This is a genomic window from Paenibacillus sp. 37, assembly GCF_008386395.1.
GTDB classification, from domain to species: Bacteria; Bacillota; Bacilli; order Paenibacillales; family Paenibacillaceae; genus Paenibacillus; species Paenibacillus amylolyticus_B.
Map to the genome: position 1 here is coordinate 2,997,686 of NZ_CP043761.1, position 25,189 is coordinate 3,022,874.

The following is a 25,189-nucleotide window of genomic DNA, read 5'->3' on the forward strand; positions in this document are numbered from 1 at the left end:
TCGGTCCATGAAGGCAAAAGTCGAGAAAATATACCCATTATCCCCGATGCAAAGAGGAATGCTGTTTCATGCGCTCGAAAATCCGTCTGAAGATGCCTATTTTGAACAAACGGTACTGGATATCCGCGGGGAGATAGATCCCGAAATTCTGGAGCAAAGCTTCAATCAGTTGCTTGAACGACATGAAATATTGAGAGCCTCAGTTCATACCAAATTGGAGGAGCCCGTTCATGTTGTGCTTGCGAGGCGGACGATCGGGTTTACCTTTCACGATCTGAGGGGCAGGTCAGACGATGAAGTCGCTGCCTTAATGCAAGATTTTATGGAGAAGGATCGTGCAAAAGGATTTAATTTGTCCAAGGACAGCCTGCTTCGAATCGCTCTTGTTTGTACTGGTGAACAGCATTTCCAGATGATCTGGACGTTTCACCATATGATACTGGATGGCTGGAGCATGGGCATTCTCTTCAATGAATTGCTGGATATATATGCTGATAGATCCAATGGCTTACCGTCTAAAATGGCAGATACCCGTCCCTATAGCAATTACATGAAGTGGCTCCAGCAGCAGGAACAGGAATCGGGCCTTGGGTACTGGGAGCATTATCTGTCAGGATACAGTGAGAAGACCGGCTTGCCTTCGATAAACCGACCAACAAGTGAGATGGCGTTCTCCAGAAGAGAGAAGAAAATAGAGTTTTCCCAAGCTCTCACCACAAAAATGAAAGAGATGGCGCAGAAACATGCCGTGACACTCCACACCGTCGTTCAAGCGATGTGGGGGTTTCTGCTCGCCAAATATAATGATAACGAAGATGCTGTCTTTGGGACCGTTGTATCTGGGAGGGATGCAGCCGTGGATGGCATTGAGAATATGGTTGGTTTGTTTATCAATACCATTCCTACACGTGTCACCTTTTCTGGAGAGCAACCATTTGTGGAGCTTATGAAAAAGATTCAGTCGGACGCATTGAACAGTCAGGCGTATCAATATTTAAGTCTGGCCGAGGTGCAGGCCCGCACTGAACTCAAACATGATCTGCTTGATCATGTCGTTGTGTTTGAAAATTATGCTCTGGATACGAGGAAGATGGCAGAGCGGTCCAATCTGGGTTTTGAAATCAACGAGATCACTGGAGAGGAACGAACTAACTATCCGTTTACAATGGCTGCTGGACTTGGAGAGAAGTTGACGCTGCTGCTCATTTATGACGAACATGTCTATGAACCGGCTCTGATGGATCAGATTGAGACGCATATGAAAGCGATTATCCATCAAATTACGTCAGATGAGAGTATTCATATCCAGGATATTACTCTCGTCTTGAACGATGAACTTCCGATGCTTGAAATGGTTTCAAATGGGGCTGTGACGGATTATCCCAAATGGAAAACCATTCCCCAGCTTTTTGATGAACAAGTCCAGAAAACGCCTCATGCCACCGCCCTTATTATGGATGATATGCACATCACCTACCGTGAATTGCAGGAAAAAGCGGATCAAATGGCATCCCGGTTATACGAATTTGGGCTACCCAAGCAGGCAGTGGTAGGACTGCTGGCAGACCGCTCGGTAGAGATGATTGTGGGCATACTCGGGATTCTGAAAGCAGGGGCAGCTTATCTTCCCATGGACCCGGGCTGGCCGGAAGAAAGAATAAGTCATATGCTTCAGGACAGCAGGTCTGCGGTGCTCTTGACACAGCCCGAATGGATCAGCCAGGCACCGCTGAATTTTCCAATGTTACCGCTGTATGGGGACTACATGAATCATATGCCTGCGGTCATGGAGATGGCGGCTGCCACACAGGTAATGGAAGTGAAGCCTGACAAGGAGAGCCGCATGGATGATCTGGCCTACATGATCTACACGTCTGGCTCTACCGGATTGCCCAAAGGAGTGATGATCTCTCATGCAAACGTAATTCGGGTTGTATGTGAGACGGATTACATTGATATTTGCCCGGAAGACCGGATTTTGCAGCTTTCGAATTATGCGTTTGACGGATCTGTCTTTGATATTTTTGGCGCACTTTTGAACGGAGCCAGTCTGGTTCTGCTCAAGCAGGACACGGTTCTGGACACCCAAGCGCTCGCCGAAGTTATCGTTCGTGAGAAAGTCACGGTTTCTTTCATGACGACCGCACTGTTTAATCTGCTCGTTGATCGTGAGCCGGAATGTCTTCGCGGCTTCCGCAAAATATTATTTGGGGGCGAGCGGGCATCCGTGGCCCAGGCCAGGAAAGGACTGGATATTCTCGGATCGGATCGCCTGATTCACGTATACGGACCCACAGAAAGCACGGTTTTTGCTACAGCTTATCCCATTAGGTCCATCGAAGCAGCGGTTACCAACCTTCCCATCGGAAAACCAATTGCCAATACTTCGGTCTGGGTGATGGACCGGTACCAGAATCCCGTTCCAGCTGGTATTCCAGGAGAGTTATGTATCTCCGGAGATGGTTTGAGCTTGGGGTATTTGAATAACAAGGAACTAACCGATTCCCGATTCGTTCCACATCCCTTGCTTGAGGGAACACGGATGTATCGCACAGGTGATCGAGTACGCCGGCTCCAAAATGGAGATATTGAGTTTCTCGAACGCTTGGACCATCAGGTTAAATTGCGCGGTTACCGCATTGAATTGGGCGAGATTGAGCATGTTCTGCTGGAGCATGAAGGGATTCGCGAAGGGGTCGTAGTGACGAGAAAAGATGCAGCCGACCAGGACATATTGATTGCATATCTAAAGGCTGATCCAGCGCTGACAACCACCGGAATTCGTACGTATGTATCGGAGCGCCTGCCGGACTACATGGTTCCTTCCTATTTTATCCTGCTCAATGAGCTTCCCCTAACAGGAAATGGAAAGGTTGATCGCAGGGCGCTACCTGAACCGGCAGAATGTATAGAGCATTTGAAGCATGACCAATATGAAGCACCAAGTACGGTGCTGGAGAATCGCATTTGCACCATATGGAAAGAAATTTTGGGAGTGCAGATTGCGGGGGTTCATGATCACTTCTTTGAGTCCGGCGGTCATTCACTCAAAGCGACAGCACTGGCATCACGAATTCACAAAGAGATTCAGGTGATGGTGCCGATTCGACAGCTTTTCCTTGCTCCAACCATCCGAGGTATTGCCAATTACATTGAATCTGCTGCCAAAGAGGACTATCTTTCCATACAATCGGCCGAATCAAAGCCCTATTATGCACTCTCTTCTGCTCAACGCAGACTTCATATGCTGCATCAGATTTCGGATACCGGAACTTCATATAATATGCCTGCAGTGATGAAGGTATCTGGAGAACTGGACGTGGTGCGATTTGAAGAGGCATTCCGGCAATTGGTACAGAGACATGAGTCATTCAGGACGTCCTTTGTCATTGTGGATGGCGAACCCGTCCAACGGATTCATTCACATGTTCCGTTTGCTGTTGAACATATTGAACTGGGAAGCCGATCTCTGGAAGAAACGCTTTCGGATCGAATTCGTCCATTCGAGCTGGACAAGGCCCCATTAATGCGGGTTGAACTTGTGAAAATCAGTGAACAGGAACATGCAGTCGTGATGGACATGCATCATATTATCGCAGATGGTGTGTCAACGGGTGTGCTTGTTCAGGAGTTTCATGAATTGTATGAGGGGAAATCTCTGCCTGAGCTGAAGTTACAGTACAAGGATTACTCCGAGTGGCAGAAGGATTGGTTTAATAGTGAAGGGCTGAAGACACAGGAGACCTACTGGCTCAATCGATTTGAGGGAGAAATTCCGGTTCTTCAATTGCCAACAGACTGGCCAAGACCGCAAGTGTACTCTTTTAAAGGAAACCGGGTGCGATTTGTTTGTGACGAACAGCTCACACGTGAACTGCATCAATTGGCCAGAGATCATGAAGCGACACTATATATGGTACTGCTGGCTGCTTATACAACTTTACTTTCCAGATATTCAGGACAAGATGATATTGTCGTGGGATCTCCGATTGCGGGGCGTAAACACGCAGATCTCCAGCAGGTGATCGGTATGTTTGTTAATACACTTGCCATGCGGAATTATCCTGTAGCGGAACGGTCCTTCAGTGATTTCCTGAGAGAAGTGAAGGAGAATGCATTACAGGCTTATGAAAATCAGGATTATCCGCTTGATGAGCTCATCAACAAACTTCGTGTCTCAAGAGACAGAAGCAGAAACGCATTGGTGGATACGATGTTTGTGCTGCAAAATCTGGAGCTTGAGCGTACATCCGGACAACAATGGATTGATTTACACGTTGAGCCTTATGAGACGGAACTGCCCATTGCCAAATTTGATCTGACTCTTGCTGCTGTTGTACAGAATGGCCAACTTGAGTTTGAACTGGAATATTGCAGTGATCTGTTTTCCCTTCAAACGGTTGAAAACATGAGCCATCATTTTATTCAATTGTTAAAAGGGATATTAAGCAATCCCCAAGGCAAGCTGGGTGAGTTTGAAGTCGTATCTGAGGAAGAGAAGCAGACGCTACAGCATGTCTATAATGATAACGCCTGCTCTTATCCGCTGCACCAGCGGGTGTACGAGTGGATTGAGCAAAATGCTCTGCGGACACCTGATCAGGTTGCGGTTATGCATGATGGCAGAAGCATGACCTATTATGAGCTAAATGAGGCGGCAGACTTCCTGGCAGCTCGCCTGCGTCAGCGTGGTGTAACCAGAGAAACGGTCGTTGGTATTATGATGGATCGGTCTGTAGAAATGATTGCGGGCATTCTCGGTATTATGAAATCAGGAGGAGCTTATTTACCACTGGACCCATCAACTCCGGTTGAGCGAATCCGGTACATGCTTCAGGATAGCGGGGCAGGACTGGTTGTGACCCAGAACCTTTGGTCAGATCGGCTCAGAGCTGCTGATTCCGAATGTGTGACATTCATTCTGGATGAGGCAGCATTGAAGGATTGGAATGCTGCGGCATCACTCCAAATTCCGTCTGTAGCTGATTCGGCAACGATGACCACAAACCCTGATGATTTGGCATATATCATCTACACTTCAGGTTCTACAGGTATGCCAAAGGGGGTACAGGTTGAGCAAAGCGCCTTGACCAACTTCTGTTGTGGATATATAGATGCTCTACAGTTAACTGAGAGAGACCGGGTGGCAAACTATCTCCAAATGACCTTTGACGCTTCGATTAGTGAAATTTTCCCTGCACTGATGTCAGGGGCTACACTTCATATCATTCCGACCGAGCTGAGACTGGATATATTGAGGCTGAATGAATACTTATCGGAGTATGGAATAACGGTTGCGACTCTTTCTTCCAAGGTATGTGAATCATTTGTTGAACTGCCAAATTCGTCATTACGTTTGCTCGTTTCGGGGGGAGAGCAGCTTAAACTTCATAATCTTCCGAATTACAAGCTGATCAACGCTTACGGACCAACGGAAAATACGGTGGTTACCACTCTGCATGAAGTCGATTCCATAGAGGGTGTCATTCCTATAGGCAAACCTTTTACGAATACAAGAATTTTTATTTTGAATGATCATCTTCAATTCTGTCCGATAGGTGTGACCGGGGAGATGTACATTGCCGGTCACAGTCTGGCACGGGGCTACCTTAATAATCCGGAACTGACAGCCGAGAAATTTGTAGACAACCCGTATGAACCCGGCGGCAAAATGTACCGGACAGGTGATCTGGTGCGCTGGCTACCTGGTGGCAACCTACAATTTATGGGGCGTACCGATCAACAGGTGAAAATCCGTGGATACCGGATTGAGCTTGGCGAGATCGAGCAACAACTGCTGAAACATCCGGCGATCCGGGAAACAGCGGTTCTGGCTCATCAGGACCCGCAGGGAAATGGGGCGTTATGCGCCTATGTTGTAGCCGAAGGCGAAGCAGTGTGGACAGCTGCTACCGTTCGGGACTGGCTGGAAGCGGAACTGCCGGATTATATGATCCCAGCCTATGTGGTGCAGCTGGATCAGCTGCCGCTGACGTCTCATGGCAAGCTGGACCGCAAGGCGTTACCTGAGCCGGACCACCATCTGCCTGCCGCGCCGGAGACAGAAGCACCGCGCAACGAGGTGGAACACCTACTGGTGGACATTTGGCGTGACGTGTTAAACATGGAGGAGCTGGGCATCAATCACCAGTTCTTTGTCTCCGGGGGAGACTCCATCAAGGCACTCCAGATCGGATCACGTCTGGCCCGAGCGGGACTGCGGATGGAGGTCCGGGATTTGTTTGCCTATCCAAAGATTCGGGATCTCTCCCCGTATGTGAAATGGGATCAGCGTGAGCGCCGGAGCCAGGAGCCGGTGGAAGGAGAAGTGCAGCTGACCCCGATTCAGCAGTGGTTTTTTGCGAACAACACGACGGAACAAAACCACTTCACACAGTCCTTCATGCTGCATCGGGCAGCCGGGTTCAAGCCGGACGTGCTGGAACAGGTGCTGGATCGGTTGCTGGAGCATCATGATGCGCTGCGCATGAGGTATGAGATGCAAGCAGATGGTAGCATCCGCCAATTCAACCGTCCGGTTCAAACTGGAGAGCGGATGTATACCCTGCACCGATTTGATACACGGGGCTGGGATGAACCGGAGCGTCAGGTCTATGAGGCGGCTACCCGGGTGCAGCAGGCATGTAACCTGGAAGAGGGCAAGCTGGTACAGGTCGGGTGGTTTGAAGCCGAGAACGGGGACCATCTGCTGCTGGCGATTCATCACCTAGTCGTGGACGGGGTGTCCTGGCGAATCCTGCTGGAAGACATGGAAGTGCTGTATCAGCAGGCGGAGCGGGGAGAAGAGCTGGATGCGGGCGAGAAGACCGACTCTTACCAGCGTTTCGCAGAAGCTGTGCAGGATTACGCGAACAGCCCGCAGGCCGCGAAGGAGCGAGCCTACTGGAGTAGACTTGCAGCGGAGGGGGCGGGGCTGAACCTGGGAGAGCGGGAGGAATCGGCGGAACCAGATCGATTTGCGGACAGCCATACCGTGCAAAGCACCCTGAGTATGGAAGTCACCCGGCAGCTGCTGCGGGAGAGCAATCGGGCCTATCAGACGGAGATCAATGATCTGCTGCTTAGTGCGCTGTACCTCGCGGTGCGGAAGCTGACGGGTGAGCTGAAGCTGAAAGTGAACCTGGAAGGCCATGGCCGGGAGGATGTGCTGGAAGGCATCGATCTCAGCCGCACCGTGGGCTGGTTTACGACCCTGTACCCGGTACTGCTGGAAGGGGAGGTAGAGGACGAGCTTTCGGTCACCATCAAACGGGTGAAAGAAGGATTGCGCAAGGTACCTCATAAAGGCTTCAGCTATGGAGCGCTGAAATATGTGGCCCGGATGCCGGAGTTGCAGACGGAGCGTCCAGCATCCATTTCGTTTAACTATCTCGGTGAGATGGACGGAGGCATGATTGGGGAAGCCATGTTCCGGGAGTCTCGTTTCTCTACGGGGCAAACGATTGGTGGCCATATCGCCCGAAATAACCCGATTGAACTGAACGCCTTCGTTTCCGGTGGGAAGTTACATCTCAACGTAACAGCAAACCAAACTGCGGTGGACATGCCGCTTGTAAGCCGATTTGCAGAGACGTTTTTCGAACGATTAACGGAAATTGTGGACCATTGCTTGTCTCAGCGTGAAACGACATATACGCCTTCCGACTATGGTGATCCAAACCTGGCACTGGAGGAGTTAGATCTTATTAAGTCAGCCTGTCCGGGCGTGATCATTGAACGGATTTATCCATTAACCAATATGCAGCAAGGCATGCTCTTTCACGCGATGGAAGATCCGTCATCAACTGCGTATTTCCAGCAAACGGTCATGGAGATTCGCGGGGAAGTGAACCCGGATGATCTGCAATCCAGTTTCAATGAGCTCATGAACAGACATGAAGCGTTGAGAGCTTCATTTATACATCGAGATTTGGAAGAACCGAGACAGGTCATTATGCAAAATCTCACCATTGAATTTGAATTTCAAGACTGGACAGCTTTGGAAGCAAATCAATCAGCAGCACAGTTGGAAACTTTTTCACAGCAGGATAAGGCTCGCAGTTTCCGTCTGGATACACAGCCGCTTATGCGTGCAGCTCTGTTTCGCACCACAGATGAATCCTATACCCTTGTATGGAGCCATCATCATATTTTGCTGGATGGATGGTGTCTGGGAATTATATTATCCGAGCTGTTCCAGATCTATAAGGCCAAGCTTGAGAATAAGGCGCACAACCTGAAGGAGCCGAAACGATATCATCAATATATTGAATGGCTCATTCGTCAGGACAAGGATGAGGCCCAAGCGTATTGGAGACGTTATCTGGAGAATTATGACACACAGTCGAGTGTTCCAGGTTTGCTTCTTACAGAGCATGATGTTCCGTATTTGCGAAAAGAACAGACGATATCTTTGGGTCAGGAGTTAACCCGCCAATTAAATGAAATAGGTGCTCATTATGGGGTGACGTTGAATACCGTCATTCAATGTATCTGGGGTCTGGTGCTGGCCAGATATAATGATACGGAGGACGTCATATTTGGAACCGTAGTCTCTGGCAGAGAAGCGCCAGTTGAAGGCATAGAAGAGATGATAGGGTTGTTCATCAATACGATTCCCGTTCGGATTGGTTACCCGCATCAAAAGCATTTTGGCGACGTACTCCAGGCCGTTCAGAAACAAGCCGTTGAAAGTCAGCGATTTAATTATTTGAATCTGGCTGAGGTTCAGGCATTGAGTGATCTCAATAAGGAATTAATGGATCACGTCTTTGTATTTGAGAACTATGCCCTGGATCATGGAGCCGTTCAACAATCCAGCACTGGGGTTGGTTTTGAAATTACCGGACTGCATGCGGAGGAACAGAGCAACTACGGATTCCTGATTTCGGCAACACCTGGCGACAGCCTGACCCTTGTGATTACGTATGATGGTAATAAATATGATTCATCCATCATCGAGCGTATGGATCAACATTTTAGGAGTGTGGCAGAACAAGTTACTTCAGCTGATCATCATCAGCTTGCTGACATTCAACTTGTGATTGGTCAAGAGTGTGAGGTGCTCCTGAATTCTTTCAATAACTCTGATGCGGATTACCCGCGAAATATGACCATTCATGAGCTATTCCAGCAGCAAGTTCGACGTACGCCTGATCGAATTGCTGTCCGGGATGAGCATCGTCATATGACGTACATGGAGCTGAATGAGCGTTCCAATCAACTGGCCCGTACGTTGTTTTCGCTTACAGGAGGAACAGAGCAATTCATTGGGATTATGGCGGATCGGTCAATCGATATGATCGTTGGCATTATGGCAGTGTTAAAAGCGGGAGCCGCATATATACCTATTGATCCCACTTATCCGGATGATCGTATTAGCTATATGCTGGAGGATTCGGGCATCCGCCTGCTGGTAGTTTCTGAAAAAGGAATGGATCGTGGACTTCACCGGGGTTCATACGTTGTCTTGGAGGAAGAGAACTCGTATCACCTGGATGCAGGAAATCTGGAGACATCCGTTCAGTCACATGATCTCGCCTATGTCATTTATACCTCAGGTACGACTGGGAATCCGAAGGGAACACTGATTGAGCATAAAAATGTCGTGCGTTTGTTGATCAATGACCGTAATCGATTTAATTTCAGCGAGAACGATGTATGGACGATGTTCCATTCCTTCTGTTTTGATTTTTCGGTGTGGGAGATGTATGGAGCACTGTTGTACGGAGGAACCTTACTTATCGTTCCACATCTGGTCGCCCAACAGCCTGGAGAATTCCTGCAATTATTAATCCGTGAAAAGGTAACCATTCTGAATCAGACGCCATCTTACTTCTATCGATTGATGCATGAGGAGGCAAAACGTCCGAGGAAGGAATTGAGTTTGCGAAAAGTCATTTTTGGCGGAGAAGCGCTAAGTCCGTCATTATTGACAGCATGGCATAAGCGTTATCCATCTACAAAATTAATTAATATGTACGGCATTACGGAGACTACGGTTCATGTTACCTATAAGGAGATTACCCTGTCTGATATGCAAATGGGCAGAAGTAATATAGGTCAGCCCATCCCTACACTCCGGGCATATATTCTGAACCAGTATCTCCAATTACAGCCTGTAGGATGTGCAGGTGAGCTATACGTTGCAGGAGAAGGGCTTGCCAGAGGATACCTCAACCGATCCAGTCTTACGGAAGAACGATTTGTCGAAGATCCGTTCTATCCTGGTGAGAAAATGTATCGTTCAGGCGACTTGGCCAGATGGCGTGCAGATGGCAACATGGAGTACTTGGGCCGCATGGACCATCAGGTCAAAATTCGGGGATATCGAATTGAATTGGGTGAAATCGAACATCAATTGCTTCAGCTTCCTGTCGTCAAGGATGCATTCGTTGTAGCCAGGGCGGATGAAGAGCATACACAATATATCTGCGCATATATCACCCTAAACGAGGTAGCAGATGACGCAGTTACGCAACAGATCAGACAACAGTTGTCTCTTCAATTGCCGGATTATATGATGCCAGCCTACATTGTAAAGATGGATCAATTGCCATTGACCTCCAACGGGAAAGTGGATCGTAAAGCGCTGCCAGCCCCGGAAGCGGGCATGTCTGCACTTGGGGGTTATGAAGCTCCGGGAAGCAGGGTGGAAGCGGAATTGCTTGCACTCTGGCATCAGCTTCTAAAGAATGACCGTATTGGCGTAAGCCACAATTTCTTTGAAGTTGGAGGACACTCGCTGAAGGCTTCGGCTCTCGTATCTCGTGTCCATAAGGCATTCGGTGTGGCCATACCCTTGAGACAAGTATTTGCAACGCCTACGGTTAGAGCCTTGTCCCAGTGGATTGATTCTGCTCGTTCCAGCAAATATGTGACCATAACCAAAGCGGAAACCAAGGAGTTCTATCCGCTTTCGTCCGCACAAAAAAGGCTTTTTATTATGCATCAGCTGGAAGATTCGAGCCTGGCCTACAATATGCCTTATGCTATGAAAATATCTGGAAATCTGGATGTACGCCAATTGGAAAGAGCCTTTCAGGATCTGATCAAGCGTCATGAATCATTCAGGACTTCCTTCCATATGGTTGATGGACAGCCAGTTCAACGAATTGATCAACAGGTGGAATTCAGGATCACATCTCTCGAGCTGGGTGACCAGACTTTAGAAGCGTGGCAGGCGAGATTTGTACGTCCATTCAATCTGACTCAGGCTCCGTTGCTGCGGGTCGAACTTGTGCAGATGGGGCCGGCTGAATACAGTCTGATTATGGATATGCATCACATTATTGCGGACGGTGTTTCTATGGGCGTTTTGACCAGGGAGCTGATCGCCCTGTATGAAGGACAAACGTTTGAACCACTACAATTGCAATACAGGGATTATGCCGAGTGGCAGGCACTATCCAGAACAACGGAAGTGATGCAGGCACAGAAGGACTACTGGCTCAGTGCCTATCAAGAGGAAGTCCCGCTCCTGGATCTGCCTATCGATTATGCAAGACCACAACACCGCAATTATGAAGGCGAACTGTTTCCGTTCGAGTTATCTGAGGGTGTGTCGCAACGGCTGTCTCAATTGGCTCATCAAGAGGGCGTAACCTTATTTATGCTTCTGCTTGCTGGTTATACAACACTGTTACATCGATACACCGGGCAAGAGGATATCATCGTGGGGACACCAATAGCAGGTAATTCACAGCCGGAGCTGGAAAATGTAATCGGTTTGTTCATTAATACGCTGGCACTTCGGAATCGTCCCGTAGGCACGTTTACGTTCAAGGAGTATCTGAACGAGATCAAGGAGAACACACTTCAGGCCTATGAAAACCAGGATTATGCATTTGATGAACTGGTTGAACAGCTTGCCTTGGCAAGAGATATGAGCCGAAGTGCCTTGTTTGATACGATGCTGGTATTCCAGAATTATGACAGTGAGGAGCTTGCGATAGAGGGTGTGCAATTCAGCTCACTTCCTCCAAGTAACATCCGATCCAAATTTGATATCACTTTAACCGCAATGGAAGCTGAGGGCCGGATCAAATGTGTATTTACGTACTCTACGGAGTTGTTTAAGCCTGAAACAATAGAGCGTATGGCAGGCCACCTGACTGAGTTGCTGGATAATATCAGTAACGATGCCGCGTTGCGGTTGCAGGATATTCAATTCATCACGTCAGAAGAGACAAAATCCATTATGCAGCTATCCTGTGGTCAACCTGTGCAATACAGAACAGATGCAGCCCTGATCGAACTGTTCGAGGAGCAAGTGAGGAAGTCATCCGGGCAACGGGCAGTTGTGTCAGGAGAAAACGAATTATCTTATGAAGAGTTGAATCGCAGCGCTAATCAACTGGCTCGCTCGTTGAGAGCAAGAGGGGCTGTACCGAATTCGGTTATCGCAGTAAGCATTAATCCATCTGTGGACTTGATTATAAGCATGCTGGCCGTTCTTAAAACGGGAGCCATCTATTTACCGATTGATCCTGAGCAGACTGTGAACAGGACAAATGTTATTTTGAAAGACAGTCAGGCTATCCTTCTGTTGACGGATCATCCGTTGTCCAAGGAGTTATCTTTCAGTGGCGATGTGTGTCAGGTTAACGATGGCAGTATCGAGAGCTTTGACTACACGGATCTATCTCTGCCGACTTCGCCTGAACAGCAGGTCTATATGATCTATACATCAGGTTCAACAGGTACTCCGAAAGGTGTCTTGGTTCGCAACCGAAATATTGTTAATTACACACAATGGTTCATCCGCGAGGCGGGAATTTCTACGGCAGATCGAACGATGCTGATGTCTTCCAGTGCTTTTGATCTGGGATACACAGGTGTATTTTCATCCTTGTTGCAGGGCGGAGAGCTTCACGTTCCAAGCAAGGAAGACTACACCAATCCGGCTAGAGTATTACAAATGATGGCTTCACAGCGTATCACATTCATCAAACTGACACCTTCATTATTCAATCTGCTGCTCCATGATCCTGCATTTACAGAATGGCAGCCTGTGCTGAGGCTGGTTGTGCTTGGTGGAGAGAAGACGAATACAACGGATGTGGAAAAGTATCTTCAAGAATATCCAAACAGCCGGATCATGAATCATTATGGTCCAACTGAAACGACGATTGGTGTCGTTTTTCATCACATATCGTCTGTAAATGTTCATTCCTTTATGGATTATCCGGTTATTGGCAGACCGATCGATAACACAGCGGTATACGTGCTGGATAACCATAATCATCTGGTGCCCCGGGGTGTTTTCGGTGAAATTTGTGTTACGGGTGAAGCAGTATCCACCGGCTACTTCAATCAAGCAGAACTGACCCGAGAGAAATTTGTTGAAGATCCATTTCAGCCGGGGCAGATCATGTACAAAACAGGAGATCTTGCCCGTTGGACACATGATGGTGAGCTGGAACTGGCAGGTCGGAAGGATAACCAGGTGAAAGTGCGTGGTTATCGGATTGAATTGGATGAAATCAAAAAACAAATGCTGCTTCTGGAAGGTGTACGCGAGGCCGTTATCGTACCTGGAGCCCAGGAACAGGCTGCCGTACTCTGTGCCTATTTCACCGCAAACAGATCGATACCATTGGACGAAATTCGCATTCATCTGGGTGTCGAATTGCCTGAATATATGATTCCTACGCATTGTATGCAATTGGATACCCTGCCTCTGAACGGCAATGGGAAATTGGATGTACGTGCACTTCCCGAACCGGATGCAAGCATGGGTGGAGAGACGGTCTATGAGGCCCCAAGAAACGAGGCGGAGAGGTTGCTCGTTTCGATCTGGGAAGAGGTGCTTGGCTTCAAGCCAATGGGCATTAACCATCACTTCTTTGCTTCCGGTGGTGATTCCATCAAAGCATTGCAAATTATATCCAGACTGTCCAGAGCTGGCAAAAAGCTCACCATGAAAGAGCTATTTGCCCATCCACAGATCAAGTTGCTGGGACGTTACATGAGAGAAGATTCCCTTATAAATCGGATGAAGCAGCCTGTGACGGGTCCAGTTGATCTTACACCCATCCAGAAGTCTTATTTCTTGCAGCATCAACGTACAGGAATGAACCACTTTAATCAGTCCCTGATGTTGTACCGCGAGGAGGGATTCAATCCAGAGACAGTCCGGCAGATCATGGAAGGGTTAATGATGCATCACGATGTCTTGCGGATGTCCTATCATGAGGAACAAGGCAAGGTGGTGCAGACCCAGCTCGATTATGAAGCAGGTCTTTTCCAAATGGAGGTACAGGACATGAACGGTCTTGATGAGCAGGAATTGTTCATCAAGGTGCAGCAGGCAGCCTCCCGTATACAGGAATCCATAGACATTTTCGAGGGGCCGCTGGTGCGAGCTGTCATTTTCAGAACCGATCAGGGAGATCACCTGCTCCTTGTAATCCATCATATGATAATTGATGGTGTATCCTGGAAAATTTTATTGGAAGATTTGGCGATAGGATACCAGCAGCTTCTGGAAGGACAAGATCTTTCTTTTTATCCGATTACGGATTCTTACCCGTACTATGCCTCTTTCCTGAACGACTATGCGAAGGGAGGGCGTCTCGCGAAAGAGCGGGCGTATTGGATCAAGACGGATCAGGAAGAGACCGGTTTTCTTCCAAGGCATGAAGTTCATCTGGATGAATACCGTTACGGTGATAATCGAATGAGCAGTGTGTCGCTGGACCGGGAGATGACCACTCAACTTTTACGAGAGACAAACCAGGCCTACTATACCGAAATTAATGACATTCTACTGGCTGCTCTCGCTCTCTCCATCAGGAAGTGTGCAGGAGCGAGCAAAATTAAGGTAACGATGGAAGGTCACGGTCGCGAGCTTATGGGAGACGAATTGGATATCAGTCGTACAGTTGGCTGGTTTACAAGCAAATATCCGGTATGTATCGATCTCGGGAATGAGGAAGGGCTTGGCACAACGATCAAGGATGTTAAAGAGCAGCTAAGAAGAGTTCCAGCCAAAGGAATCGGTTACGGCATATTGAAGTATATGTCCAATGAGTTGCCAATGTTGAAAGAGCAGACACCGCCCCTGTTGTTTAACTATTTGGGACAGATGGATCAGGACATCAATAGTGGTCTGTTTCGTTCTTCCTGGTTGTCAGCAGGCAATCCGGTTGGTGATGATGTGATTCGTGCCAATCCAATGGAAGTTATTGCCTATGTGGCTGATGGTCAATTGATGATTAACATCACTTACAATCACAAGTTGTTTGATGAATCCATTGTAGTGAACTTTGCAACAACCTACCAAAAAATGCTTCAACAGGTCATTGAACATTGCGCGCAGCAACAGCAGGCCGAAAAAACGCCATCCGATTATGGAGATCCATATGTAACGCTGCAAAATTTGAAAGTGATTACGCAAAAGTTCGGCCCAGAGCGAATTGAGAAAATATATCCTTTGGCCAACATGCAGCGCGGGATGCTGTACCATGCACTTGAGAATCGCGGAGACAGGGTTTATTTTGAGCAGCTGATCATGAATATCAGAGGAAATCTTGACATTGATCGGTTTCAGGAGAGTCTGACCCTGTTGATGCAACGTCACGAAATGCTTCGTGCTTCCATTGAATACCAAGTTACGGAAGAGCCGCGGAATATTATTTGTCAAAACCGCGGGGCTGCTTTTGTATACCGGGATCTTCGAGGATTGCCAGAACAGGACAGAGGCACTCGTGTATTGTCAATTGCTATGGAGGACAAAAGAAAAGGCTTTGACCTTGGAAAAGATACACTGGTTCGATTTGAATTGTTGCAGACCAATGAGGAGCAATACTCGTTAATCTGGAGTAACCATCATATCTTGCTTGATGGCTGGGCAAGAGGCATCATTCTTGCAGAGCTGGTCCATCTCTATGAATGCAAACGTACTGGGAAAAACATTCAGCTCCACGAGCCTGTACCTTACAGTGAATATGTGGAATGGTTGCAGGCGTTGAACAAGGATGAAGCCATCTCGTACTGGAGGAATTATCTGGGCGGATATGAGAACAAGGTTCAGTTGCCAGCAGGAGCTTCTCGTTCATTGAACGATGGGGTCACTCCACAGGAGCATCAATTCCGCATTTCCAGACAGCTCACGAAGCAAATGAATGACCTTGCCAACCGGAACCATGTCACATTTTATACGGTTATGCAGTGTGTCTGGGGAATCATGCTTGCGAAGTACAACGATACTTCGGATGTCGTCTTTGGAACGGTGGTATCCGGGAGAGAAGCGCAGGTAAGAGGGATTGAAAACATGGTTGGTTTATTTATCAACACCATTCCTGCACGGATTCAATGGGATGAGGGACATACCTTCAAACAACTGGTTGGAGATATGCAGGCCTTATCGATTGAAGGGAGTCAGCATCACCATCTGGGTCTGGCTGAAATTGCGTCTTTGAGCAGTCTGAAAAGAGATTTGATCGATCATATTATGGTTTTTGAAAATTACTCGGTGGATTCAAGTCTCGTGGAACAGGGCGCGAGTGATATTGGGTTTGTCATTGAGGATGTCCATAGTCAGGAACAGACGAATTATGGATTCAATCTCATTGCAATACCTGGTGAAGAGCTTGTAATCAAGTTTGCTTATGATTCGGGCAAATATGATGAAGCCCTGATGAAAGTCATGGAAGACCATATGCTTACGCTGTTGAAACAAATTGTGACAGATGAAAACTTGCGGGTTGATGATATCCAAATCATGACCAAACAAGAGCAGGTCATCCTGTTGGATCAGTACAACGATACCGCATCAGCCTATCCAAAGGGCAAAATGATGCATCAGTTGGTCAGTGAACAGGCCGCCAAGACTCCTGAACATATTGCCGTAGCGTTGGGCGATAATGCGCTGACTTACAATCAGCTCGACATAAAATCGAATCAATTGGCAAGACATTTAAAGGCTATCCATGTTGGTCCAGGTTCCATGGTGGGTATTATGGTTGAGCGCTCACCCGAGATGATTGTTGGCATTCTGGCTATTATGAAGGCGGGCGGAGCGTATGTGCCCATTGACCCGGAATATCCCGCAGAACGAATTACATTTATTTTGGAGGATAGCGGTTCACCGATTATATTGGAAATGGGAGAAGGCCATACCGTGTCAGGCAGAACATCCGTAGCGATTGATGCGGATTATAGCCATTATTCAGCAGAACCATTGGAACTGCAAGCTGGACCGGAGGATATAGCGTATATGATTTATACCTCAGGATCGACCGGGAAACCAAAAGGCACAATGATTCCGCACAGCGGTCTGATCAACTATATTTTCTGGGCGAAGGACGTTTATTTGCAGAATCAGGAGCTTGATTTTGCCCTGTACTCTTCCTTTGCGTTTGATTTGACGATCACTTCGATCTTTACACCGCTGGTTACTGGAAATAAAATAGTGGTATATCCAACCAGCGGAGATGAACCGGTGATCCTGAATGTATTCAGGGATCGGCAAGCAGGCGTGGTTAAATTGACACCATCACATCTGAATCTGATTAAGGATATGGACAATACCCGTTCCAGTATCAAGTGCCTGATTGTAGGTGGTGAGGACCTGAAATCGGAATTGGCTCGGGAAGTGTACGAAAGTTTCGGAGGCAAGGTTCAGATCTTTAATGAATATGGGCCAACGGAAACGGTTGTAGGCTGTATGATCCATCCGTACAATCCCGAGACGGACACGAGAATCTCAGTACCTATTGGGAAACCTGCTGCAAATGTACAGTTATATGTGCTGAATCAACAGCAGCAACTGCTTCCGGCTGGTTCACCAGGGGAACTTTACATTGGAGGTGATGGAGTATCCCGAGGATACTTCGGACGTCCAGAACTAACGGTGCAGAAGTTTGTACCCAATCCGTTCAAAGAAGGGACTACCCTATACCGGACAGGTGATTTGGTGCAATGGCTGCCTAATGGCGACATGGAATTCCTCGGACGAATCGATCATCAGGTGAAAATTAGGGGATACCGTATTGAGCCGGGAGAAATTGAACATCGTTTGCTACAACAACCGGAAGTCAAAGATGTAATTGTGACCCCCCGGCAAGATGATGCTCAGCAGAGCTATCTCTGTGCGTACATCGTACCTGTGGACCCGAGTAAAAAGATGGACATCGTTCAACTGAAACAGGGATTGCTTGACGAGCTTCCCGCATATATGATACCTGCATTCTTTATTGTGATGGATCAACTCCAATTGACGGTGAACGGAAAAGTGGACTTGAAGGCATTGCCTGAGCCCGAGGGCAGTGTGACAGCTCTACATTCCTATACACCACCGGAAACGGAACTGGAACGCCATATGACAGATATTTGGGAGGACATTCTTCCAGTGAAGCCGATTAGCATACATGCAAATCTGTTTGAGCTGGGTGCGAATTCGTTAAACGTGATGTCTTTTGTATCCCGTTTGTACAGTCTGTTGAATTTTAGAATCCCGTTTAAGGACATTTTTGAAAAACCGACCATTGCTGATCTGGCGGCCTTTGTTGAGAAAGCCAAAGATCTGCTGGAGGACTACACCGAAGATTACATGCAGCTAACCCGGACGAGCGAAAAAAATCGGATTATTTTCTGTTTTCCTCCCGCTGCTTCCATGGGGATTGCCTACATGACGCTTGCTCAGCATCTGGACTCGTTCGGAGTTTACAGCTTTAATTTCATCACTTCAGAAGATCGGATTGCTCGTTACGCCCAAATGATGATTGATATTCAAAAGGAGGGCCCGTTCACACTGATGGGTTACTCCTCGGGTGGAGTGCTGGCCTTCGATGTAGCCAAAGAGCTTAATCGCAGAGGATATGAAGTGCGTGACCTGATTATACTGGACTCAAAATACCGAACAGAGGTGGAAGAGCATCGTCTGACTGAAGAACAAATCAGGCAGGAGATTCAGCAAAAGTTCAACATGAGTCAATATCAAGACCTTGAAAAATTGGCGAATGACTATTTGCTGGAGCTGATTACGAAGTCTTACCTGTATGTTCATGAAGCCATAACCTTTGGTACGATTGATGGTAACATCAGTTATGTGACTTCAGGACTTTTGAATGCCAATGCTTCGATTGCCTTGTGGGCCCAATCCACCACAGGACAATTCAGACAAGTGAAAGGTTACGGCAAACATATGGAGATGATCGACAAAAACTATCCAGAAATTGTGGAACAGAATGCAATGCTCATCAACGAACTCTTGCTGACAAGCACTAAATAACATTATAAGGTTGGCGTTTCGTGAGTCAGAAACGCCAACCTTTTTTTAACATGAAAGTAGGTTGAAATCATGCAGAATATTCGTGTACTCATTGCGGATGACGATAAGGAGATTCGAGACCTGATCCGAAAATACCTGGAGCGAGAGATGTACACCGTGGATACTGCCGCAGATGGTGAACAAGCGCTGCAGCTGTTCCAACAGCACAAATATAATATGGTCATTCTTGACCTGATGATGCCTCAGATGGACGGTATGGAAGCTTGTCGAAGAATTCGCAGTATCAGTAATGTACCCATCATGATGGTAACAGCCAAAGACCACGAAACAGACAAAATTATAGGTCTTGGCATAGGTGCAGATGATTACATTACCAAACCATTTAGCATTCATGAGCTGGTTGCCAGAATTAAGGCACTTATGCGCAGATTTATGGTTCTTGGGACGGAGGTTCCTGACCACAGTGAGGTCATTCGTTTCAAAGGATTGATGATGAATTTGAAAACATACACAGTTGATGTTCAGGGAAAAGAGACCGATCTGACTGGCAAAGAAACGGAATTGCTCAAATTTATGATGTCCAATCCTGGCCAGGTATTTACCAAAGCCCAATTATTCAGAAATGTATGGGATAACGGGTACTTGGATGATGACAATACCATCATGGTACATATCCGAAAGCTGCGAATGAAGATTGAATCCGATCCTTCGAATCCACAATTCATAAAAACCGTTTGGGGCATCGGTTATAAATTTGTAGGTGAACGGGATGAGTAGAGATGCCGTCTTGATGTTATCCGGTCTACAGTTGATCATCGGAGCTGGGGCACTTGCCATGGAATACTACACGAGCTTGACGCATGGTTCACGAATGTGGTTGTTTGCAGCTTTCGTTTTCACCAGCATCATGGTACTCGTTAATCAATATCAGAATCGAAGCAAGCAGCAATCGATTGCTTCTGAACTGCATCGGGCGGTCAATGGAGAAGGAAAAAGAAGAATATTAAGCAAAGGGAATGTACTGCTGGATGAGATCGTTTTTGCAGCAAATGACCTGATGGAGCAGCTTGAAAGCATAAAGATCGATGCCCAGCGCTCTCAGGCAGTAAGAAAGAGTCTGTTTTCCAGCATTTCTCATGATATTCGCACACCTCTAACTTCGATGATTGGTTATGTGGATGCGCTCAAGGATGACATTGCTTCGACAGAAGAAGAGAGAAGAGACTATATGGATATTTTGTCGCGAAAATCGAAGGATTTGAAAAAAATGATAGATGAGATGTTCACCATGGCCAAACTGGATGCAGACGAGATGCCCATGCAGGCTGAACCGTTGGATCTGGCCGAATTGACTAGGGAGATTTTGATTGAATTTATACCCAGTCTCAAAAAAGCAGAGATGGATCTAAACATTCAGATTCCGGATTACCCTTGTTTCGTTATGGCAGACAGGCTGAGTATCCATCGTCTCATCAGTAATCTGATTCAAAATTCTATCCAGTATGGGCATGAAGGGGGCGTTCTGGGAATTGAAATAGCATGTTATCATCTTAATTTCCAATTAACCGTATGGGATCAAGGACCAGGGATATCGGAGAAAGAGCTAAATCTGGTGTTTGAACGTATGTATCGCAGTGATCACTCACGTAGCCCTGTCTTTGGGGCAAGCGGGCTTGGGCTTTCAATTGCCCGGACACTGGCTGAGAAAAATGAGGGGCATTTGCAGGCAGAGAGCACACCTGGCGTGAAAACATCCTTTATATTCACAATCCCCAAGTATAAGCTGCTGTCAAAGTCACAGCACAATTAAGAGATAGTTAAGATTTGGATAAGCGCTATTTAAAATCTGAAACCTAGAATGAAATTATCAGTTCTTGGAAGGAAGGTGCGCTAGACGTGAGTGTAATTATCAAAACAACAAATCTTACCAAACAATACGGGACTCAAAAATCAGTTAATTCACTGAACATGACCGTTCAACAAGGTGGGATATACGGCTTTCTTGGACGCAACGGGGCAGGGAAAACGACGACAATCCGTATGCTGCTCGGTCTAATCAAACCAACGCATGGTGAGATTGAGATATTTGGAGAGAACCTATTTACCAATCAAAAAGAAATATTAAGAAGAACCGGCTCGATTGTAGAGGTACCCGGGTTTTATGAGAACCTGACTGCCCGCGAAAATTTATCCATCAACGCTCGAATTATGGGAATATACAAAAAGAATGCAATCGAGGACGCGCTCGAAATCGTAGGTCTGCAAAATGAAACCAAAAAATTGGTTGGCAAATATTCTTTGGGAATGAAACAAAGGTTAGGCATTGCCCGAGCCCTGTTGCACTATCCAGAATTGCTGATTCTTGATGAACCTACCAATGGACTTGATCCGATTGGGATCAAAGAAATTCGCAGGCTGATTAAAAATTTGGCCACGGAGAGAAATATTACCATCTTGATTTCAAGCCATATTTTATCGGAAATTGAACAACTGGTTGATTACATGGGCATTATTCATGAAGGGAACCTGCTAGAGGAAATTTCATTTGAGCAGCTTCGGAAGAGGAACCGTAAATACACCGAATTTCAAGTTTCAGATGATAATAAGGCTGCGGTCATTCTAGACGGTTTGGATCAGGCTGAATATGAAATTCATGATGAACGCAATATCCGGGTGTATTCCCATCTTGGACAACAAGGGAAGCTAAACAGAATCTTTATGGAAAATGATATCAACGTAACCAAAATTATGGTGAGTGAGGATCGTTTGGAAGATTATTTCACCAAGCTGGTTGGAGGTGGAACCATTGGTTAATTTGCTCTACACTGAACTTCTCAAGCTGAAACGCTCCAAAATGTTTCTGCTTAGTATCATCGGAGCGGCCGTTGCCCCTTTGATGGTAGCTGCTGCCATGTTTGTGCAAATGAAAACAAAGGAGCCTTATCTTGTTGCACAATTCAGTGTGCTAATGTCCAACACAAGCATATATGCTGTACTGGTCATTGGAGTTCCGTTGTATGGTGTCATTACCGCTTATCTGTATAACAGGGAATATGCGGAGGATACAATGAAGAATCTGCTGACCATTCCGGTTTCCAGAGTCGCTCTGCTAATGTCCAAATGGATTTTGTTGCTGGGATGGATTATGCTGCTTACATTATCTGCGTGGGCGCTGGCGATCATTTTTGGTTCGCTGGGTCAATTTGCAGGTCTTACTCCACAGTTTGTGCTTAACTCGTTCAGCAATTATGTAGTGGCAGGTCTGCTGTTGTTTCTGTTGTCGACCCCGATCATTCTGATTACGCTCGTATTAAAAAGTTTTGTGCCGGCGATTATCGTAACCATTATTATTACACTGGTGAATGTGATGCTGGCTACAAGTGAACATCGCGGACTATTTCCATGGACCGCAGCACTGGATATCGCGAATGGAACACTGGAAGCCAAATATCCTCCAGAGTATTCATATATTTCGATCGCTGCTACATCCATCATTTGTCTTGGACTGGCCATTGGTTATTTTAAGAAAATAGATATTCATTAGTCTTGTCTTCAAACTTATCAAGAAACCTTCTCGGAAACATGCAAAATCCTAATCAAGTTGGTCGCATATGACTGCGAAAAACATAACGGAGAAGCCCTGATTAGTATGGATGAGGGCTTCTTTTTCAATGATCAGGTCAACCCGTAATTACGGGTTGGCCTTTTTTGTGCTCGTTTTCCGATGGGGGAAGCTGGGATGAAAAGCATAACGTCCACTGCCTGTTCCCCAATATCACTTAATGATATATACTTACCTGATCAAATATGATATTGATAATCAATATCAATTATTGAGTGATGTATACATTGGAAAAAGTGAAACGAGGAGTGCGGATAGATGCAAGAGGAAGAAGCAAGACAGGGATTTACACCGGAGATGATTGATATGATGGCCAGTATCTGGACACGTTCGATCATTACATTAATAGATGTACGCTTTCAGAACATAGCGTCACAATACCCGTTGGAGCAATATAAAATGCCTAGTAGCATGTTTATCTATGCATATGGGGGAGAAGCGCAAATCCAACTGAATGAAACCACATTTGCAATGGAACGCTTCGGTTTAGTTCACGGCGGGAAGGGGAGCATGCTCAGTATTACGCCTAAAGAGGAGATGGTGAAGACCTTTATGGTGTTTTATAGAGCAGAATCACCTCTTTTTTTCAAGAAACATCTGCAACAATTACTGGAGCAAGTAAATCCATTTGTTCAACAGTTTGGTTATACGCCAAGTAATCCCATCTTGTTACGCGATTGGTTCCAACGGATGATGAATGGCTGGAAACGTGGCAAAGCGATGGATCAGCTACAGGCCAAAAGTTTTTTATATCAATTGATTCATGAGGTCTACAGGGATTTGGAGAATGGTGAGATTCGGTATCTCCAGCCAGATCCAGCCGGTTCTGCCAAGATATATCTCGATAAACATTACAGGGAGCCGATTATGTTTCAACAAATTGCCGATATGTTTGGGATCAGTGGTGGACAATTAACGCGGTTGTTCAAAAAAAGGGAAGGGATGAACTTACAGGAGTATCTCATTCAGAGAAGGATTGAAGCTGCCTGCCATGACCTGAAACATACAGAAGCGACGGTTAAAGAAATCGCGACAGGAGCTGGTTTCGCAGATGAGAAAAACCTGTTCCGAATGTTTAAGAAGCTTTACAAGATGACACCAAGTGATTATCGGAAAATAAACGCACTATCCATGCAGGTTGATGGTATTGATAATGATTCTCATCTACCTTACGATGAGAGGGAACTAGCAAGTCTAGTCAAGTCTTATAGAGATGGGGAATCAACGATGTTTGGAACATTAAGAAGTAAAGAAATGATTTTGGCGGCGGCGATAAGCATGATGCTGTTATTGACGGCATGTACGTCAGGGACGCCAGCGAATAATGGGGGAAAGGCAAATACAACACCTGCGCAGACACAGCAGACGACACAACAGGAAGGGTCGGAGACAAAAGCTTCAGAAGCAGTCTCGCAGACCAGAACGATATCCACAGTTAAGGGTGATGTTGAGGTACCTAACAACCCTCAGCGAGTTGTAGTTGATTATTTGGTTGGTGATGTGGTGGCCCTAGGTGTAACTCCTTTAGGTGTGGCTAGAGCTGCACGGGGGGAGACAGAGCCTGTTTATGCTAACCAGATTACAGACTCCATAAAAGTAGCCATGGAGCCGGAAGATATCATGACGCTTGAGCCTGATCTTATCATTTTGGCATGGAGTGATGAGTCGTATGATGATTTATCCAAAATTGCCCCGACCATTTATGTTCCCTATGGTGATATGACTACAGAAGAGCGGATACAATTTATTAGCGATGTTTTGAACAAACAGGAAGAGGCTAAGGATGTTTTGAATGCTTATACCGGAAAAATCGAAGAAGCAAAGCTAGCCTTTCAGAATGCGGGCCTATCCGATGTGACGATTACGGTTGGAGAATTCAGTGATAAAAGTAACTACATAGCTGGAGCCAAGCATGCCGTTGGTGAGCTTATTTACGATGAACTTCAATTGCAGGCACCTTCAAAAGTCCAAACGGATATTATTGATGCAAATAAATATTGGGGTGATGTCTCCATGGAAGTATTACCCGCTTACTCTGGGGATTATATGATCTTCTTAGGAGATGGAAACGTTGCTGCTAATAATGCAGTGTGGAATGCCATACCTGCTGTGCAACATAATCGGATCGTAAAGGTGGATTCTTCGCTATCTTGGTCCACCGACGTAATGACTTCCAGTGCATTGATTGATTATATTGTTAGTCAATTGCTGGCATTAGCTAAATAAGAGTTAGAACGAAATTTTAATTGAGCACTCCAAATTTTCAAACATGACCAGTCGAATTTATGGACGTTAATAACCATATTCGTTTGGATTGTAAATAGGTGATG

At 46.4% G+C, this 25,189-nt stretch carries 6 protein-coding genes; all 6 read left to right on the forward strand.

The window, feature by feature from the left end:
- Nucleotides 1-7 precede the first annotated feature (7 nt).
- The 6 genes from F0220_RS13135 to F0220_RS13160 all read left to right on the forward strand — a co-directional run bounded on the left by F0220_RS13135 (nucleotide 8) and on the right by F0220_RS13160 (nucleotide 25,085).
- Nucleotides 8-19,237, forward strand: a complete 19,230-nt coding sequence (locus F0220_RS13135; RefSeq protein ID WP_149846570.1) for a non-ribosomal peptide synthetase — start codon at nucleotides 8-10, stop codon at nucleotides 19,235-19,237.
- A gap of 69 nt (nucleotides 19,238-19,306) precedes the next feature.
- A complete protein-coding gene (locus F0220_RS13140; RefSeq protein ID WP_105598484.1) occupies nucleotides 19,307-20,014 on the forward strand; it encodes a response regulator transcription factor in 708 nt (235 codons plus the stop codon).
- Nucleotides 20,007-21,047, forward strand: coding sequence for a sensor histidine kinase (locus tag F0220_RS13145; RefSeq protein WP_105598485.1), 1,041 nt, complete (start codon nucleotides 20,007-20,009; stop codon nucleotides 21,045-21,047). Before F0220_RS13140 ends, F0220_RS13145 begins: the two co-directional genes overlap by 8 nt.
- Nucleotides 21,048-21,133: 86 nt before the next feature.
- Nucleotides 21,134-22,051 (forward strand): ABC transporter ATP-binding protein, encoded by a 918-nt coding sequence (locus tag F0220_RS13150; protein WP_105598486.1) that lies wholly within the window; start codon nucleotides 21,134-21,136, stop codon nucleotides 22,049-22,051.
- A complete protein-coding gene (locus F0220_RS13155) occupies nucleotides 22,044-22,781 on the forward strand; it encodes an ABC transporter permease (protein ID WP_146117027.1) in 738 nt (245 codons plus the stop codon). The genes F0220_RS13150 and F0220_RS13155 overlap by 8 nt, the downstream gene beginning before the upstream one ends.
- A 336-nt stretch (nucleotides 22,782-23,117) precedes the next feature.
- Entirely contained in the window at nucleotides 23,118-25,085 is a 1,968-nt protein-coding gene (locus F0220_RS13160) for an AraC family transcriptional regulator (RefSeq protein WP_105598487.1), read from the forward strand.
- The last annotated feature ends 104 nt before the right edge of the window (nucleotides 25,086-25,189 follow it).

Excerpts from the sequence above, each read along its gene's own strand:
- F0220_RS13135 (WP_149846570.1), top strand. The coding sequence starts at position 8 with ATGAAGGCAAAAGTCGAGAAAATATACCCATTATCCCCGATGCAAAGA.
- F0220_RS13145 (WP_105598485.1), top strand. The coding sequence starts at position 20,007 with ATGAGTAGAGATGCCGTCTTGATGTTATCCGGTCTACAGTTGATCATC.
- F0220_RS13160 (WP_105598487.1), top strand. The coding sequence starts at position 23,118 with ATGCAAGAGGAAGAAGCAAGACAGGGATTTACACCGGAGATGATTGAT.
- F0220_RS13140 (WP_105598484.1), top strand. The coding sequence starts at position 19,307 with ATGCAGAATATTCGTGTACTCATTGCGGATGACGATAAGGAGATTCGA.